Below are 17,109 nucleotides of genomic sequence, written 5' to 3' on the forward strand. Positions count from 1 at the left end.
TGTCTCTATAAGGTCTCAAGTAGGTCGATGTATGAAAGAAGAGCTCAATATCCTAATTCAAGCTCAATACCCTTTAATCTACCTTGTGACCTCCGAGGAAGAGCGGGCTGAGCAAGCAGTTTCCACGATCGCCCAGTTGTTAAAGCCCCAGCGCCGAGTATTTGTTTGGACAGTAACACACGGCATTGTGGAGTATGGTCAACCTCGGAATGTCACCCAACATAATACGGTGTCTCCAGAGGCGGCGATTGAGTGGATAATCCGGCAGAAAGAACCTAGTATATTTATTCTTAAAGATTTACACCCCTTTATTGATGCGCCTGCAACAAACAGATCGTTACGTGATGCGATCGCTAGCTTTAAAGGTACGCAAAAGAACATCATTTTGATGTCGCCGATGCAGCAAGTACCTATAGAGTTAGAAAAAGAAGTTGTTGTTATCGACTTTACACTGCCAGATATGGCAGAGTTGAATAAAGTACTAACTCAGCACGTAGACCAAAATCGTGGTCGGCGGTTGACAACAGAAGCCAGAGAAAAGCTTCTGAGAGCAGCTTTAGGTCTAACTAAAGATGAAGCTGAGAAAGTCTACCGAAAGGCGCAGGTAACTACAGGGCGTTTGACGGAAGATGAAGTAGATATCGTTTTATCTGAGAAAAAGCAACTAATTCGGCGCAATGGAATCTTAGAATACATTGAAGAAGATGAAACCATTGATGCTGTAGGTGGCTTAGAAGAGTTAAAAAGATGGCTCAAGCAACGTTCTAACGCTTTTACAGAAAGAGCGAGAGAATATGGTTTGCCTCAACCAAAGGGGATGTTAATTCTAGGGGTTCCCGGTTGTGGTAAGTCATTAATTGCCAAAACTACTTCCCGACTGTGGGGTTTACCACTGTTGCGGTTAGATATGGGGCGAGTCTACGACGGCTCAATGGTGGGACGAAGTGAGGCAAACTTGCGAAACGCCCTGAAAACAGCAGAATCTATTTCCCCAGCGATTTTGTTTATCGATGAATTAGATAAATCTTTTGCTGGTAGTGGAGGTTCCTCCGATTCTGATGGGGGGACTTCAAGTAGAATCTTCGGCTCTTTCCTCACATGGATGCAAGATAAGAAATCTCCAGTGTTTGTCATGGCAACCGCCAATCGAGTAGAACGCTTACCTGGCGAGTTTCTGAGGAAAGGACGCTTTGATGAAATTTTCTTTGTGGATCTGCCAACACCAGAAGAACGGCAGGATATTTTCAATATCCACCTGACCAAGCGCCGTGAAGACATCTCTCGATTTGACCTTGAGCAACTAGCCAAGATGTCTGATGGCTTTTCTGGGGCAGAAGTTGAGCAAGCGATCGTTGCGGCAATGTATGAAGCTTTTGCCCAAGATCGGGAGTTCACCCAACTAGATATTATTGCTGCACTGAAGGCAACATTGCCGCTGTCTCGAACGATGCAAGAACAAGTAACGGCTCTGAGAGATTGGGCCAGACAGCGTGCACGCCCCGCAGCATCCTCCGTAGCTGAATATCAGCGAATGGAGTTCTAAAGCTTTCCTCTGCCATCCCAGGGGGAAAGGCTAGCTCTGAATGCTAGCAGTTAAAAAAAAAGCCGCATCCTGCTAACGCGGCTTCGCCCAAAACAAACCGTTGTCGTTTTTCTCAATCTTCTCATTGGAGGAAACCCAAATGTCTCACTTTAGCACCCTGCGTACCAAAATCACCGATGCCGAAATCCTCAAGGCTTCCTTGCGCGACCTCGGTATCAGCGTAAAGACTGAAGCTGATGTCCGTGGTTATAACGGTCAGCGTGTCCGTTCTGACATCGTTGCTATGTTGGATGGCGAATATGACCTCGGCTGGTCTCGCAATAGCGATGGTTCCTTTGACCTAATCGCTGACCTGTGGGGCGTTGCTAAGAAGCACAACCAAACCGAGTTGATTAACTCAATCAACCAAAAGTATGCCGTTAACAAAACTTTGGCTGAAGTAAAACAGCGCGGTCTGCAAAACGCCAATGTGAAGTTGGTATTGCAATAACAATTTCTCTGCGCGTTCCCAAAGCTGCACGGGTTAACCATATAAATAGCGGTTAGCCCGCTTTTTTATCGGGACTGAGATGTATTTCTCAGTCCCGATTTTTGATGAGTCTAGTCAATACTAATTTCAAACTAATTTCAAATTAGTAATTTTATTTCATCGTACTAACATTGATGTATTCAGCATGACAACCAAGCTTATTTTTAATTAATTTAAGAAGTTCTGCTTTATGTTTAAGCAACCATTCAGGATTGTTACTAGGGTACAAATATATGTTGTAAGTGTAAGTATATACCTCCCAATCAATTTTGGAAACTGCTTTGCAATGGTAAAAGAAGTTAACTACTCTTGTTAGAGCCTTTATAGCCTTTTCACCTTCTGATGTAAATGATAAATCAAGATTTTTTGGATTAATCAATTTTGTTGTATTACACCGAAAATCAATTTCATTCTGGCCTTTACATCTATTGCAAGTAACACACAGAGTTTGTGAGTTTTCTTTAGATGTTTCACCACCCATAGAAAACGGTTTAATATGATCGATTTGTAATTTACCTTTGGTATTGACTCCACAACAGAGACAAGCATACCCGTCTCGTTTTTTAACTTCTTCTTTTTCTACTTCGTTTAGTTCTTTGACTCCTCTTTCTGGTGTAAGAATCACAAGTGGAGTAATTTCACCTTCAGGCTTAGGATTAATAATGTTTCTAATTGCTGCGTCAACGGCTGTTTCAAATCGAATCAAGCTTTTGTAAAAAACTTTCCACAATGTTTCAGGTTGAGAAAACTCCTTGCTTAAATATTCGTATTTTAAGCGAGATGGAAGATCAATTACTTTATAAGCAATCTTATCTAAGTCATACAGTTCTCTTTCCTCAAATGGATGGTATATAGGTACAGATTGATTTTGAGCAATGTGGCGAACAATCTTAATTAAATCTGAATCAAGCTTTTCACCAATATTGTCAGTTTTGCGTTCAAACCCGTCACTTATCCATTGTTGGACTTGAGACTGCATCCATTTATCATCAAGATATTCTTTAGACCATTCATCTAATAAGTTTGTAGAACTAATAAAGAGAATAAATGAATCAAATTTTGATTTTGTATGTTCATATACCATGACAAATTCAGTAAATGATTCCATTGATTCATGTTTATTGTCAGCGTCAGCATACACAATTTCAGTTTTATACCAACCAATAGGGCATATTTTTGAGAATACTATTTGATAATCTCCACTACTCTCAATTGACTTTGATAATTCTTCAACTAGACGAATAGAAATATATTCAAATGGATGATATCCTTTTAGAGAGAGTTTTGGTTTATCTATAGTATCGCCATCTTTTGGGTTAGCCCAATCAACTAAACGTTTCCAGTCATCGAAGAATAGAACGACATTCGCCTCAGCACTACCTCCTACTTTTTCGCCCCGTAATGCTCTACCAATCATTTGAGTCATCAAGATAGAGCTTGTTGTTTGACGAGTAATAAATACAGTTTGAACGCTAGGAACGTCAGCTCCTTCTGTTAACATTCGTACATTGATTAAAACATCAAGCTTACCATTCTTAAATTCATCCAAAATCCTTTGATTATCACTTTGAGTACGTTTGTTTCGTGCTTCAGCAGAGCCGGGATCGGCATCTATCTGTGAATAAATTGCGTCTACTTTAATACCCTTCCCGAGAAGCTTTTCTTTTATATAAACACATTGAAACCAACGATCAGCAAAGATAATGGTTTTACCATAAGCATCTTTATTTGATACATAAGTATGTACTATAAAATTGTTTCTCTGTTTATCACTTGCAAGTTTTTCAATAATTGATTCTGGGAGGTCTTGATGTTGCTTAACTAGCCGATCGTATAATTTATCATCAACTTCTAATTCTTTCCCCGTTGCTACTTCAATATAATTAGGTCTAGCCAGAACTCCTTGTAATATTAAACTTTCTTTTTTAGCTTCATAAATAATTTCATTCTCAAATATTTTCCAAAGCCAACCCCTTCTAGCCTTATCATTATAAGTTGGTGTAGCTGTTAGCCCTAATAGATGTAATCCTGGGAGTAAACCTCGAAGTCCTAAAGCAGAATCTTTTTCACCAATTAATAAGTTTCTGCAACCATAGGCTGGTGAGTGATGAGCTTCATCAACTACTACAAAAAGTCCTGTTTCTCTACAACTATCAATAAATTTTCTGAACGCTGTCTCGAATTTATTACCCATCGTGTCTACAGCATCAGGATGTAAATTATTGATCGCTGTTTGTATTGTCATGATGACAATATCATCAGTCAGTTGTATAGATGGGGCTTTGGCATGAGAAGGATTACTAGAAACGCACCGAATATTTAACGTTTTCTTTGGCTCTGGAATATCCTTAGCACCTTTTTCAAAGGTATCGTATGCTTGATCCAAGAGGTAAAATGAAGGAGCTAACCAAAGAATTTTAATATTTTTAGGGATTACATGGTCAGATAACCATCTGACAGCCGTAAATGTCTTGCCAGCACCTGTAGGAAGTACTAAAATTCCACTACCTGGTTTTTCACTATCAAATTTAAATGTTTTACTCAGGGCTTCAAATGCCTCAATTTGATGCTGGAAGGGTATTTTAGAGTGGTAGTTAGCAGATTGATCTCTTAATTGATCAAGATTGATAGATTTGTAATTGATGGGTTGGTGCATTATAGTATTTTCCTAGTGATATAGAGACTATTTGACCACTAGGTTAGTTTGCCCATAATGTATGCTTCAAACTCTCATGCCTTTAAATTTTTTCTACCAAACCTGACTTAAATCTAAAACAAACCTGAGTAATAACCTTTCTCTGCACAGTGCCCATAACTTACATTTTTAGTTTTTGTGAGCCTGAAACACATAATTACTAATTGCAAGTGAGAATAGAGAGGAGTATTTATAAGAGCTATGAGTACCCAAATCATCATTACCCTGCCAGACGATATTTACCAACGTGCAGAACGCTTTGCCCGGTTGGCAAATCGTGATGTTGCCAGTATTTTAGTAGATACCATTCAACTTTCAATTCCGCCCGTTAGTAGAGACATTAGCGATCTTGAACCTGTCTCTGTCCTTTCTGATGAACAAGTCCTAGTGCTGACCGAACTGCAAATGGAAGCAGGACAAGATGCCCGGTTAAGCGAACTGCTCGATCGCCAACAATCAGGGACTCTTACTGAAAGCGATCGCTCAGAATTACAAACCTTGATGCAGGTCTATCAAGAAGGACTTTTAAGAAAAGCCACTGCGTTAAGCGAAGCTGTAAAACGTGGGTTGATTGAACCTTTAAGTTAGTGAGTCAGAATCCTGAAAAAGTGCGCGCGCAGATACGCATACAGGCGAATAACCAGTGCGGTTATTGCCTAAGTCTCCAAAAGTATGTTTTGGGAATTTTAGAAATTGAACATATCATTCCCAAAGCAGCAGGCGGTACTGACGATGAGGAGAATCTGTGGCTTGCTTGTAGGTTATGCAATGCCTACAAAGGTATTCAGACCCATGCTAGAGATCCAATAACAAACCGTAAAGTCAAACTCTTCAACCCTCGTCAACAAAAATGGTCACGTCATTTCGCTTGAGCAAACAACAGTACTCAAATTACAGGTTTGATTGCCTGTGGCCGTGCAACTGTATTAGCTTTGCAACTGAATAATCCTTATGCTGTAACTGTTAGGCAAGCTTGGGTGTCTGCTGGCTGGCATCCACCAACTGAAGTTTGAGCAAAATTACTGCTCTTTAACTGTTAAACAGGATTAAATTCTTAAATTTATTTCTTACCAAACCTGACTTAAATCTAAAATAAACCCAGTGATGGCGATGTATACGACGGGCTACGCCTACGCACCGCGATTTATCTGAGTGATTGGGTTCTTTTCAACCTTCAGCCATCTTAACCAACAGCAAACTCGGTAAATTGTCGTTTAAAGGGGGAATGAAAAGCCAAAACGATGTCTTTTTTGGGTATACCTCGACTAATAAGTTCATTGGCAATACCTCCTTCTGTACCATCGTGTTGAATCCAAATTTTTTCGTTTTTAATATCTAAATGCAAAACACAGCCATATACGCGGCGCTTATTTGACCACCCCGCATGAACAACTTGGTAGCGATCGCGTTCTCTATCAAAAATAACTTCTGCTTCAACTTCTTCGTTGCTGGCTTTGATTTCGCTGTAAGCTAGCAGTATTTCTTGAATAAGTTGACGATAATGTTCTACTTTTGCCATTTTACGATCGCCTCCTCTTCTGGGTCGAAAACAATCAGCCGAACTTGGTAACGTTGGATTAATAAGCCTGGCAGTTCTAAGGTAAAAAAAGAACGATAGGTGTCTAAGGGAACTGCTAAATATAGAAGTCTCTCAGGTTGTTCTTCTTCAAGTGCTAATTGATATTTGAGATACTGTCCTAAAGCAGTACTAAATTCAGTTGTAGTAGATGGAGCAACAAAGCTTTTAACTTCAACCGCAATTTTTTCTTGATTTCGTTCAGCTGCTAAAACTTTCTCTGCACCAAGGTCGATATACATATCCAAACCACCAAAACGCAGGAAAAGCGGGTCATTAGTGATGAGCCAACCCTCTTTCTCTAAAGCGCGTTTTACTGCATCATGGAATATGTCTTTCGCCGCCATAGATTCCTAGAATTTTGATTTCGGTACTATAAAACTAGCTTACTCCCTACCAAACCTGACTTAAATCCAAAACAAACCCAGGTAGCAACGGTTCACCATAAAGTGTCTTAGGATTATCTAATACCTCAACTGCGATATTAGGACGATAAATAAAAACTCGGCGCTGTTTTCTATCGATTAACCAACCAAGTTGTGTCCCATTATCAATATACTCTTGCATCTTGTCTTGCAAAATTCGTAAGTTATCAGTTTCAGAACGCAATTCAATCACAAACTCAGGACAAATCGGTGCAAATTTTTTTCGCAGTTCTGATGGTATGGCCTCCCAGCGATCGCGTTTTATCCACGCTGCATCTGGCGATCGCACTGCACCATTCGGCAAAGTAAACCCACCACTGGAACCAAACCCTACACCTGTACCATCTTGCTTTGTCCATACCCACAACTGCCCAACTAAGTTAAAGTTGCGTTCATCAGTTTCGGAACCAGTAGGGGGCATAATCACTAATTCTCCAGCAGCATTGCGTTCGATGCGAAAATCACGGTTTAGCTGACAAAACTCATAAAACTGGTCTTCGGTTAGTGCGATCGCAGGTTGCAATTGCAAAACCATTGGTATAATTTCTGTGGCTACAGGTAAGTTGGTGGTCATAATTGCTTTGTGGCTACTTCACCTGCTTTAAATATAATCTTTTCACAATCTACGGTGAAATGAGGGTTAACTCATGAAGATTGGAATTATTGGCTATCTCTGTCAATGTCTGACCTACAGCGTCAGAACAACGCTTAGGCGGACGGCAAGCTTCGAGTTTGAAGTAAGTCAGATCATTGATTGAATACATTGCTTAAATCAACTTGCTTAATTCATTGCATCTCAGTACAGTACAATCAAAACCAGTTTCAAGGTCATAAAAATGACGACTCAAAAAAGGATTGCTGTGGTAACAGGCAGTAATCGAGGGCTAGGATATGCTATTTCTCGTCAATTATCCCAATTTGGCAACCGCGTAATTCTGACGAGTCGTAATGAAACAGATGGTCTTGCTGCTAAACAGCAGCTTACCAGTGAAGGGCTTGATGTTGACTATCACACGCTGGATGTCACGAATGATGGAAGTGTGCAACAGTTTACAGAATGGCTGCGTGAAACTTACGGCAAGGTAGATATTCTGGTCAATAATGCAGGCGTGAATCCCACAACTAAGCCGGAGGAGTCCAGCTTACTAACTGTGCAGCTGGAAACGATGCGATCTACCTTTGAAACTAATGTTCTAGCGGTACTCAGAATTTCTCAAGCATTAATTCCGTTGATGAAGGTGCAAAACTACGGTCGCATTGTCAATATCTCTACGGAAATGGCTTCTCTGGTATCAGTTCCCACTGATTACTACCCTTTAGCGCCTTCTTATCGACTCTCAAAGGTGGGAGTGAATGGACTAACCGTACTTCTCGCCAAGGAACTCCAAGGTACTAATATTCTCGTAAATGCCTATTCTCCAGGTTGGATGAAGACAGATATGGGAGGAGATAATGCCCCATTCACCGCAGAAGAAGGGGCCGAAACTGCTGTCTATTTGGCAACACTTCCCGATGGAGGAGCGCAAGGACTGTTTTTTGCAGAGATGCGAAAGTTTGGTGGCCCCATTGAATTACAATGGTAGGTTAATATGGGAAATTCCGCAGATTTACCGTCTATTTACGCAGATAAGCCGATTGAATTAGCACCTGCTAAAGTTATTGCCTCGTTTCCTGTTAATACTTTTTTGGAAAATCTAGCGATGCCTACGGCGGGCTACGCCTACGCGTCAGATGGCACAATTTTTGTAAGTAATCATGAGGTCGGCGAGATTGTTCGCATTACCCCAGATGGCAATCAGCAAATTCATGCCACTGTTGAAGGCAAAGTAAGTGGTCTTGCTTTCACTGCGAACGGCGATCTAGTAGCAACAGGATGGAATGGTGATTCTATACCAGTGGTTTCTCTAGTTAAAAGTGATGGCACGGTGGAAACGTTGCTGACACTGCCAGACGCAATGTTTCTCAATGGCATCACGCCACTTTGCGACACTCAGTATTTGACAGCAGATTCCTCTCGCGGTGCAATCTGGCTGATTGATATTGCTCAACCCAGTGGATCAATATGGCTAGAACATCCAATGCTTGCTCGTAGCAATTCGGAGAGCGTGTTTCCGGCTGCAAATGGCTTGAAACGTTTTGGTGATTTCCTCTACGTTTCAAATACGGAAAAAATGTTGCTGTTGCGGATTCCTGTTGATACTGCTAATAAACCAGGTGAGCCGGAAATTTTTGTTGAGCAAACTAATATTGATGACTTTGCCTTTGATGTGGAAGGCAACCTTTATGGAGCAACGCACATTTACAACAGTGTGGTACGAATTGCGCCCGATCGCACTACTACTATCATTGCTCAAGCCGAGTCAGGTGTAATTGGTAGCACAGCCGTGGCTTTTGGTCAAACAGAGAGCGATAACACCGCGATTTATGTTGTAACTAATGGTGGAATGTTTTTACCTCCACCTACTGGTGTCGTTCCTGCTAATGTTGTTCGGCTTGAAGTTGGAAAAACTGGGTATTCCTTAATTTGAGAATGACTCAACCATGCTACGGTTGCAAAAACTTACAACTATTAACTTGATGGTGACATAACTAATGGAGATGGAACAGGACGAGCAATTTGTAACCGTGGTCATTACACAAGTTGTAAAGCCAGGATGCGAAAGCGCTTACGAGGCTTGGTTAAAAGATATTACCAGAGTTGCCAGAACCTATGTAGGTCATTTGGGAACAAACGTGATTCGTCCCCAACTTGGAGTGCGAAATGAATACGTGATTATCTTCCGGTTTGACGGTTATGAAAATTTAAAGGTGTGGATGACATCGCGCGATCGCGAATATTGGCTGAATCAAGGTAAACATTTGGTGGAATCCGATCCTGATGTTCAACAAATCTGTGGATTAGAAGCTTGGTTTTCTCTTCCCGGTCAACCACTGAAAACTCCACCGCGCTATAAAACAGCATTGCTAACTTGGGGAGCTGTATTTGTGTTGATTAATTTGTTGAATACATTTATAACGCCCCTGCTTCGCGGCTTACCTCCCTTAATTATTTCGTTGATCATTACCATTACTATGGTTTTGCTATTAACTTATGTTGTCATGCCTAGAGTTAGCCGTTTGTTTAGTTCTTGGCTATATCCTAAATTACGAAAAGTTTAGCACCTGAACGCCCCTCCAAAAAGCCAAAATGTTAGGGGTAGTTATCTAACTACCCCTTTATTGCCCTAATAATTTAGAATTTACTTGCAGACCCCTTAATGGGAAGTTAATTTACTCAGAAATGTTAATTGAACTTTCAACTTGAGAAGTAGCCAATGTTGGTGCAGAGAAAATCCGCGAGTACAGACTTGATGGTTGCTGATGAGCAACGACTGGTAGAACTTCACGAGCATGGGCGGCTAATTCTACTGCCTTCACGTCATAAGTCTGCGTTGCCAGTTTGGGATAAAACCCGATACCGATGATTGGCAGCAGCAAACAAGCGGTAATAAATATTTCGCGGGGTTTGACATCAGATATTACAGCATCCAGGTGCAACTCTTCACTTTGCTCACCGTAGAACACTTGACGCAACATCGACAGTAAATAAATTGGTGTCAAAATCACGCCAACGGCTGACAGCAACACAACTACAACTTTGAAGCTAGAACTGTAAACGTCACTGGTGGCGATACCCAGAAATACCATTAACTCACCCACAAAACCACTCATTCCGGGTAAAGCGAGAGAAGCCATTGAACCAATGGTAAACAAAGCAAAGGTTTTGGGCATTACCTTGGCCATACCGCCCATTTTATCCATCATCAAGGTGTGGGTGCGATCGTAAGTGACGCCAGAGAGAAAGAACAAGCTAGCAGCAATCAAACCGTGGGAAACCATCTGTAACACTGCACCGCTGATACCCAGTTCTGTGTAAGAGGCAATCCCAATCAGCACAAACCCCATGTGGGCAATTGAAGAGTAAGCCAAGCGGCGTTTGAGATTGGTTTGGGCAAAAGCACAGCAAGCACCGTAGACAATGTTAACCACACCCAAAATTGCCAGCACTGGGGCAAAAGTCACATGGGCATTGGGCAACATTTCCACATTAAAGCGGATGAGAGCATAACCACCCATTTTTAACAACACACCAGCCAAAATCATTGAACCGGGTGCTGATGCTTCACCGTGGGCATCAGGTAGCCAAGTATGTAAAGGGAAAATTGGTAACTTCACACCGAAGGCAATCAAGAAACCTGCATAAACCAACAATTCCAAGGTTTTGGGGTATTCTTTCATTCCTAGAGTCGCCATGTCGAAGGTAACGGTATCTCCAGAGAATGCCATTGCAAAACCGGCAATCAAGATAAATATTGATGCAGCGGCGGTGTAAAGAATGAATTTGGTAGCCGCATAACGACGGTTTTGCCCTCCCCAGATGGAAATCAGCAGGTAAACCGGCACTAATTCGATTTCCCACATTAGGAAGAACAGCAGCAAATCTTGGGCGACGAATACGCCAAGCTGGGCGCTGTACATCGCTAACATCAGACCATAAAATAATCGCGGCTTGGTGGTAACTTTCCAAGCCGCGAATATTGCGAGGGTATTTATTAAGCCTGTTAGAAGCAGCAAGGGCATCGATAAACCATCAACCCCCACAGCCCAATGCAAACCTAACTGCGGTATCCAAGGATAGTTTTCTACAAGTTGGAGTGTTGAACTATGAAAATCGTAGTTATACCAAAAGGCATAAATCATCAGTGCAAAGTCAGCGATCGCAACTCCCAGACCATACCACCGCACAGTTCTGCCTTCTTTGTCTGGGATTAAGGGGATGGCTAAGGCAGCCACCAAGGGTAAGAGGATTATGGCTGTTAGCCAGGGAAATTCAATAGCATTCATCACTTCTGACAATAAATTTGCCTTCTCGCTTTTAATTTCATTATATTAAGGAATCAATACTTTTGTAAACATTCCTTAACCCTAGAATCTTAAATTTTTGGCATAGATAAGAATATATACTCATCAAATTCCAAATTATCAGGATAAATAAGAATAAATACTTATCGGATTTTGCCGATTCCATTCTAAATGTAAACTTTTGCAACGTCAACAAAAAACGGCAGCCAAAGCCACCGTTACAATACCGTTATATTTTCTAGCCCAATTGTCAGGGCTATATTAGTCTACGTTTCTAAGTTGAGTCATAGACCTAACCCCCAGCCCCTTAAGAGCTAGCGTTGGGGAGTAAGATTCAAAGCCTCTCTCCTAAAAGTTAGCTATGGTGTACATACAAGTCCTAAAAACCTTGATTTTCCTCGTTCCCAGGCTCCGCTTGGGAATGCATTCATTGAGTCTCTGACTCAATATCTGACTGGAGGCAGAGCCTCTAAATCAGGCATTCCCATGCAGAGCATGGGAACGAGATCAACGAGGAAACAATGAAAAATCAAGCTTTTTTCGACTTGTGTGTACACCGTAGCCTTTTAGGAGAGAGGAAGGAAAGTGAGGTCAAAAGTACTTGGGGCTGACCATTAAACAATCCGGTTGACAATTGTCCACACTTCCCCGTCAGAGCGGACATAAGGAACGGAGATTGTCTTGAACCCAGTAATGAAGGGCTTGTAATAAATCTGCCAATACATTGGACTGAGTTGATTGGCACAAGCCTTAAGAAAACGGACTTCTGCCGCAAGTTCACTTGCTAGTTGATTAATGCGTTGAGCATGAACCTGTGCTACTTCTTTGGCTTCTTCTAGCTGCTGCTGTTGGATAAGTTCTTTTGATGCAACTTGCGATCGCACTAATTTACCTTGTTTTTGTTTTATCTGGCCTTCCAGGGCTGTGATCGCCGCGTCTATGCCTTGGAGTTCAACTGATAATTGGGCATTTTCCCTAGCTTGACGGCGGTAAGCTTCCACCATTGCTTGGGGTGAATCATTCTCGCCAGAGATTACATTATTAATAGTGAGTGCAGCGCGTTCTTCCAAAAGAATCTGAATTTGAGAGTTAAGCGCCGCCATTTCAGCCTGAATTTGCTCCATAAATCGAGTTTTAAGTGCTGAGTAAAATAGTCATCTGATTTTTTAAAAGCTTTTTGCACCTTGGGTATCAAGAGAAAGCGATCGCACCTCGGCTGTAATTCCTTCTTCTTGCCAAGCAGCTAACATCGCCGCCTCCACAGCCTCTGAGTGTAACTTATCTGCCAAAGCTAACAGTGTCGGCCCCGCACCACTAATTACCATACCATAAGCACCAGCACTAACAGCTGCAATGTTAAGAGCATCATAACCAGGAATCAAAGCTTTACGATAGGGCTGATGCAACTTATCTTGTAAAGCTGTCTTTAGCCATTGTCCGTTACCAGTTTCCAAGCCGCGCAACAATAACCCCAAATGTGCTGTATTGAAAATCGCGTCAGCGCGACTCACCTCAGTGGGGAGAACACCCCGCGCTTCTGAAGTGGAAAGTTCAAAATTAGGAATAGCTACAACTGGTACAACATCTTTATGCCAGGGAACATCACAAATTTCCCAAGCGGCGCCACTGGTAGCAGCGAGACGACATCCTCCCAACAAAGCTGGAACTACATTATCAGGATGTCCTTCCATTGCGATCGCTAACTCCATCACCTGCGCCTGAGAAAGAGTTGTACCCTCAAGTTGATTAGCAGCAACTAACCCACCAACAATTGCAGTCGCCGAACTACCCAAACCTCTCGCCAACGGCACACCTAACTTAATCTCTATTTTCACAGTCGGCGGTGTCTGCTCTATATGTTGATAGAACTTGACAAACGCTTGATAGAGGAGATTACTTTCATCGGTTTGGACTCGTTCAGCTTCCGTACCAGTGACATGAATAGTTAGCCCACCCTCTTCTAGGCGAGTGAACTTGAACTCGTTGTACAGCTTTAATGCTGCACCGATGCAATCAAAACCAGGCCCCAAATTCGCAGTTGTGGCAGGAACAGTAACAGTGACACCAGAAACAACAGACATTGATAAAACTCACTAATCATCAACTAGCATCCCATGTAAAGGGTTAATTTGTTTATTAGTGATGCTAATTATCTGTTGTGGTATAGCGGTTCTCGTTTACGTGAGGTACACCCGTAGGGGCACGGCACTACCGTGCCCTTTTCCAGAAAAAACATCTTGGGCATCCTGAGAATAATTTGGGATTGATAGCCGATCACTATGGATAGGCTATCAATAGTCTCTTCTTCCTCTGAAATATACTTAGAAGTTCTCGAAGTTAGCGATCGCTCTTTCCACAGAAGAAACATATTTCAAAAAGCTTACTTCAGAGTTCCTAAAACGGGCGCTACCTCAACCTCGGTAATTGGCGGAACCAAGAAACCCTTAGCATAGATTTGGGGATTTGTTTGTGAGATTATCGCATAAGACTGGCGAAGATTAGCATTGACTGCAACAGTCTTCACGTCGTACATCTGCATCGCCATCTTGGGATAGAAACCAATACCAATAATCATCAACAGAAAACAGGCAGCGATAAACACCTCACGTGGTCTAGCATCGTCGTAGACTGCTTCTTCTGGCACGAGGCAGTCTGTACCAAAACAAACTGTTCCCTCATCTTCTTGATTTTCCGAACCTGCATTATTAATGTCGCATAGGAGTGCTGCACCTTTACCATAAAATACCTCTCGGAGCATGGAAAGTAGATAGATAGGTGTGAGGATAACTCCAACTGCGGCGAGAAAAACTGTGACGGTGCAGAAAGTCGAACTGTAAACGTCACTGCTTGTCATACCAACGAATACTGAGAGTTCGCCAGCAAAGCCACTCATACCGGGAAGTGCCAGAGATGCCATTGCTCCGATTGTAAACAGGGCAAAGACTTTGGGCATGGCTTGACCAATACCGCCCATATCTTTCATTACCATTGTGTGGGTGCGATCGTAAGTAACACCTGCTAAGAAGAACAGCACCGATGCAATCAAACCATGCGAGATCATCTGCAACATCGCGCCGTTGATTCCCAAATCAGTGAAGGAGGCAATTCCAAGCAGCACAAACCCCATATGAGAAATCGACGAATAAGCCAAACGCCGCTTCATATTAGTCTGAGCAAAGGAGTTCAATGCACCATAAATAATATTGACAACACCCAGAATGGCTAAAACCGGTGCAAAGTAAATGTGTGCATCGGGGAGCAACTCAAGATTCAGGCGAATTAGTCCGTATCCGCCCATCTTCAGCAATACACCAGCCAAAATCATTGATACAGGAGAGGATGCTTCGCCGTGGGCATCAGGCAACCAGGTATGCATCGGGAAAACAGCAAGCTTGACACCAAATGCAATCAACAACCCTGCATAAAGTAGCAGTTGTAAACCAATGGGATATTCCTTCTTGGCGAGGGCGGTTATATCAAATGTCATATCACCGCCGCCGTGTAGCCCCATTGCCAAGGCTGCCACTAAGATAAATATAGAAGCTGCTGCGGTATACAACAAGAATTTCGTAGCCGCATAACGACGCCTTTGCCCACCCCAAATGCAGACTAGTAGGTAGACGGGGATTAGCTCTACTTCCCACATAATGAAAAATAGCAGCAAGTCTTTGGCAACGAACACCCCTACTTGTGCAGAATACAGCACCAGCATCAAAAAATAGAAGAGGCGAGGGCGGTGATCAACTTGCCAAGCCGAAAACATCGAGAGTGTGGTGACAAATCCTGCTAGCAGCACAAGTGGTACTGATAGTCCATCGACTGATACCGCCCAGTTCAGACCCAACTGAGGCATCCAGGCATAACTTTCCACCATTTGAAAACTAGCATTGCTGGCATCGTAATGCTTCCAAAAGGCGTAGCACATCAAGGCAAAGTCTGCAATACCTACACCCAGTGCATACCACCGCACGCGCTTGCCATCTTTATCAGGCAGCACAGGGATGAGCAGGGAAGCAACTAGTGGCAGCAAGACAATTGCGGTAAGCCAGGGAAATTGATCCGCTATCATGTATATGAGAAAAAATACTTATTTGGGATGATGTCATTCTACTAAACCTTGTAACAATTTCTTCATAAGTATTTGTCCCAGTTAACCATAAATATTTGTCCCAGTTAACCGCTTTGACTCAAAGACAATCGACTTAATAAATGGCGACTGGGGACTGGGGAAGAAAGATTTTTAGTTGCTCACGGTACTAATCCAGCCCGCAAAGCACGAACAGCAGCCTGTGTCCGGTCAGCGACACAGAGTTTATTGAGAATACCTCGAACATGAGTTTTTACAGTACCGACTGTTAAATAGAGCCTTTTAGCAATTTCTGCATTGTCACAGCCAGCGACAATCAACTCTAAAACATCCATCTCCCTATGAGTTAAAGGATAGGTGACTATACTTTTCTCAGTGTCTGGGTCAATACCTTCAATCAAGACTCTTTTTCCAGATGCCCCTCTGCTGCCATCGGGGAAATCTTGACGTATTTGTTGTAGTACAAGGTCTGCGATCGCTGGATCGATCCATGAGCTACCTGCATGGGTGGTTCGCACAGCCTCAACTAGTCTCTCAGTTTCGATATCCTTCATGCAATAAGAATCTGCACCTGCTGCAAATGCTGCTAAAACTGCCTGTTCGCTATTCTGCATGGTTAAAATTAGCAGCTTTGTAGTATAATCTTCGTTCTCTGCTTGATATTGCCTAAATGTGCGTGTTAGCTCAATACCATCCATGTCAGGCAAACCAATGTCAATAGTAGCAACATCAGGCTTGAGAGTTTTCAGAAGCTTGATGCCATCGGCTGCATTGGCTGCTTCACCAACAATGTTTAACTCAGGCTGGGTTTGTAAAGCAGCCCGTAAGCCAATTCTCGTAAGGTTGTGATCTTCAATCACAAGGATCTTGATTTCATTCATAGTTGCTTAACTTTACTGTTATCTATCTAAAGTACAGATTAAAATAATCTCGTTCTTTTATTCGGGATCTTATACAAAAAGCAATGCAGTTGGTATTGTTCCCCGAACTTCATCTATCATTAGACATAAATAACCTTATCTCGTAAGTTTTTCTAAAGCAAGAGTTTCGATATGAAAGAATAAATTAATCAAAAAATATTTTTATACATTAACCTGATAATGATGTTTTATGGTAGACAATTTTTCATTGAAAATCTTGTAGCAAGCAAGAGTCGGCGACTATTAAATAGTTACCCTTACAGTAGCTAGGATGATGTACATAAATAAAAGGGGCTAAACTACCTCACCCTAGCACCAAGGTACAGATATTGGTTGGATAATCGGACGGCTATGATACTTGCAAAAATAGTAATAAATTATTACAAGTATTAAAACTATTCTTGGTATATTTACTTAGAAAGGTAAGATTTT

General features: G+C 42.1%; 16 protein-coding genes. 7 read left to right on the top strand and 9 right to left on the bottom strand.

Going from position 1 to position 17,109, the window contains the following annotated elements; translation table 11 throughout:
* Positions 1-31: 31 nt before the first annotated feature.
* Positions 32-1,543, top strand: a complete 1,512-nt coding sequence (gene ycf46, locus H6G92_RS15740) for a stress-responsive protein Ycf46 (RefSeq protein ID WP_190894599.1) — start codon at positions 32-34, stop codon at positions 1,541-1,543.
* Between the two features lie 139 nt (positions 1,544-1,682).
* Complete coding sequence (locus H6G92_RS15745) at positions 1,683-2,033, top strand: DUF1257 domain-containing protein (protein ID WP_012407317.1); 351 nt, start codon at positions 1,683-1,685, stop codon at positions 2,031-2,033.
* 151 nt (positions 2,034-2,184) lie between these two features.
* Here the strand turns inward: H6G92_RS15745 and H6G92_RS15750 are convergent, their stop codons facing one another.
* Positions 2,185-4,728, bottom strand: a complete 2,544-nt coding sequence (locus H6G92_RS15750) for a DEAD/DEAH box helicase family protein (RefSeq protein ID WP_199344842.1) — start codon at positions 4,726-4,728, stop codon at positions 2,185-2,187.
* A gap of 240 nt (positions 4,729-4,968) precedes the next feature.
* On the opposite strand from H6G92_RS15750, the gene H6G92_RS15755 reads away from it, so the two are divergent.
* Positions 4,969-5,355 (top strand): hypothetical protein, encoded by a 387-nt coding sequence (locus H6G92_RS15755; RefSeq protein WP_190894600.1) that lies wholly within the window; start codon positions 4,969-4,971, stop codon positions 5,353-5,355.
* 20 nt (positions 5,356-5,375) lie between these two features.
* Positions 5,376-5,639, top strand: a complete 264-nt coding sequence (locus tag H6G92_RS39485; RefSeq protein ID WP_313889970.1) for an HNH endonuclease — start codon at positions 5,376-5,378, stop codon at positions 5,637-5,639.
* A 311-nt stretch (positions 5,640-5,950) separates the two neighbouring features.
* Here H6G92_RS39485 and H6G92_RS15765 read toward each other — a convergent pair whose 3' ends face one another.
* Genes H6G92_RS15765 through H6G92_RS15775 form a run of 3 tightly spaced genes read right to left on the bottom strand, consistent with a single transcriptional unit; the run spans position 5,951 to position 7,342 of the window.
* Entirely contained in the window at positions 5,951-6,286 is a 336-nt protein-coding gene (locus H6G92_RS15765; RefSeq protein WP_190894601.1) for a XisI protein, read from the bottom strand.
* Complete coding sequence (locus tag H6G92_RS15770) at positions 6,274-6,690, bottom strand: XisH family protein (protein ID WP_190894602.1); 417 nt, start codon at positions 6,688-6,690, stop codon at positions 6,274-6,276. Before H6G92_RS15770 ends, H6G92_RS15765 begins: the two co-directional genes overlap by 13 nt.
* 46 nt (positions 6,691-6,736) lie before the next feature.
* A complete protein-coding gene (locus H6G92_RS15775) occupies positions 6,737-7,342 on the bottom strand; it encodes a Uma2 family endonuclease (protein ID WP_190894603.1) in 606 nt (201 codons plus the stop codon).
* 262 nt (positions 7,343-7,604) lie between these two features.
* Here H6G92_RS15775 and H6G92_RS15780 point away from each other — a divergent pair, with 262 nt between their 5' ends.
* The 3 genes from H6G92_RS15780 to H6G92_RS15790 all read left to right on the top strand — a co-directional run bounded on the left by H6G92_RS15780 (position 7,605) and on the right by H6G92_RS15790 (position 9,927).
* A complete protein-coding gene (locus H6G92_RS15780; protein WP_190894604.1) occupies positions 7,605-8,351 on the top strand; it encodes an SDR family oxidoreductase in 747 nt (248 codons plus the stop codon).
* Positions 8,352-8,357: 6 nt separating this feature from the next.
* Entirely contained in the window at positions 8,358-9,296 is a 939-nt protein-coding gene (locus H6G92_RS15785; protein WP_190894605.1) for an SMP-30/gluconolactonase/LRE family protein, read from the top strand.
* 70 nt (positions 9,297-9,366) lie between these two features.
* Positions 9,367-9,927, top strand: coding sequence for an antibiotic biosynthesis monooxygenase (locus tag H6G92_RS15790; protein WP_190894686.1), 561 nt, complete (start codon positions 9,367-9,369; stop codon positions 9,925-9,927).
* 111 nt (positions 9,928-10,038) lie between these two features.
* On the opposite strand, the gene H6G92_RS15795 is transcribed toward H6G92_RS15790, so the two are convergent.
* From H6G92_RS15795 to H6G92_RS15815, 5 genes are all read right to left on the bottom strand, one after another.
* The gene (locus H6G92_RS15795; RefSeq protein ID WP_190894606.1) at positions 10,039-11,652 is read right to left on the bottom strand and encodes an NAD(P)H-quinone oxidoreductase subunit 4; all 1,614 of its coding nucleotides are present in this window, start codon (positions 11,650-11,652) and stop codon (positions 10,039-10,041) included.
* A 632-nt stretch (positions 11,653-12,284) separates the two neighbouring features.
* On the bottom strand, positions 12,285-12,794 hold the full coding sequence (locus H6G92_RS15800) for a hypothetical protein (protein ID WP_190894607.1): 510 nt from the start codon (positions 12,792-12,794) through the stop codon (positions 12,285-12,287).
* Positions 12,795-12,836: 42 nt separating this feature from the next.
* On the bottom strand, positions 12,837-13,751 hold the full coding sequence (thrB, locus tag H6G92_RS15805; RefSeq protein WP_190894608.1) for a homoserine kinase: 915 nt from the start codon (positions 13,749-13,751) through the stop codon (positions 12,837-12,839).
* 299 nt (positions 13,752-14,050) lie between these two features.
* Entirely contained in the window at positions 14,051-15,739 is a 1,689-nt protein-coding gene (locus H6G92_RS15810; protein ID WP_190894609.1) for an NAD(P)H-quinone oxidoreductase subunit 4, read from the bottom strand.
* A 179-nt stretch (positions 15,740-15,918) separates the two neighbouring features.
* A complete protein-coding gene (locus H6G92_RS15815; protein ID WP_190894610.1) occupies positions 15,919-16,638 on the bottom strand; it encodes a response regulator in 720 nt (239 codons plus the stop codon).
* Positions 16,639-17,109: the final 471 nt, after the last annotated feature.

Origin of the sequence: Nostoc foliaceum FACHB-393, from assembly GCF_014698505.1 — a bacterium.
GTDB lineage: Bacteria > Cyanobacteriota > Cyanobacteriia > Cyanobacteriales > Nostocaceae > Nostoc > Nostoc foliaceum_A.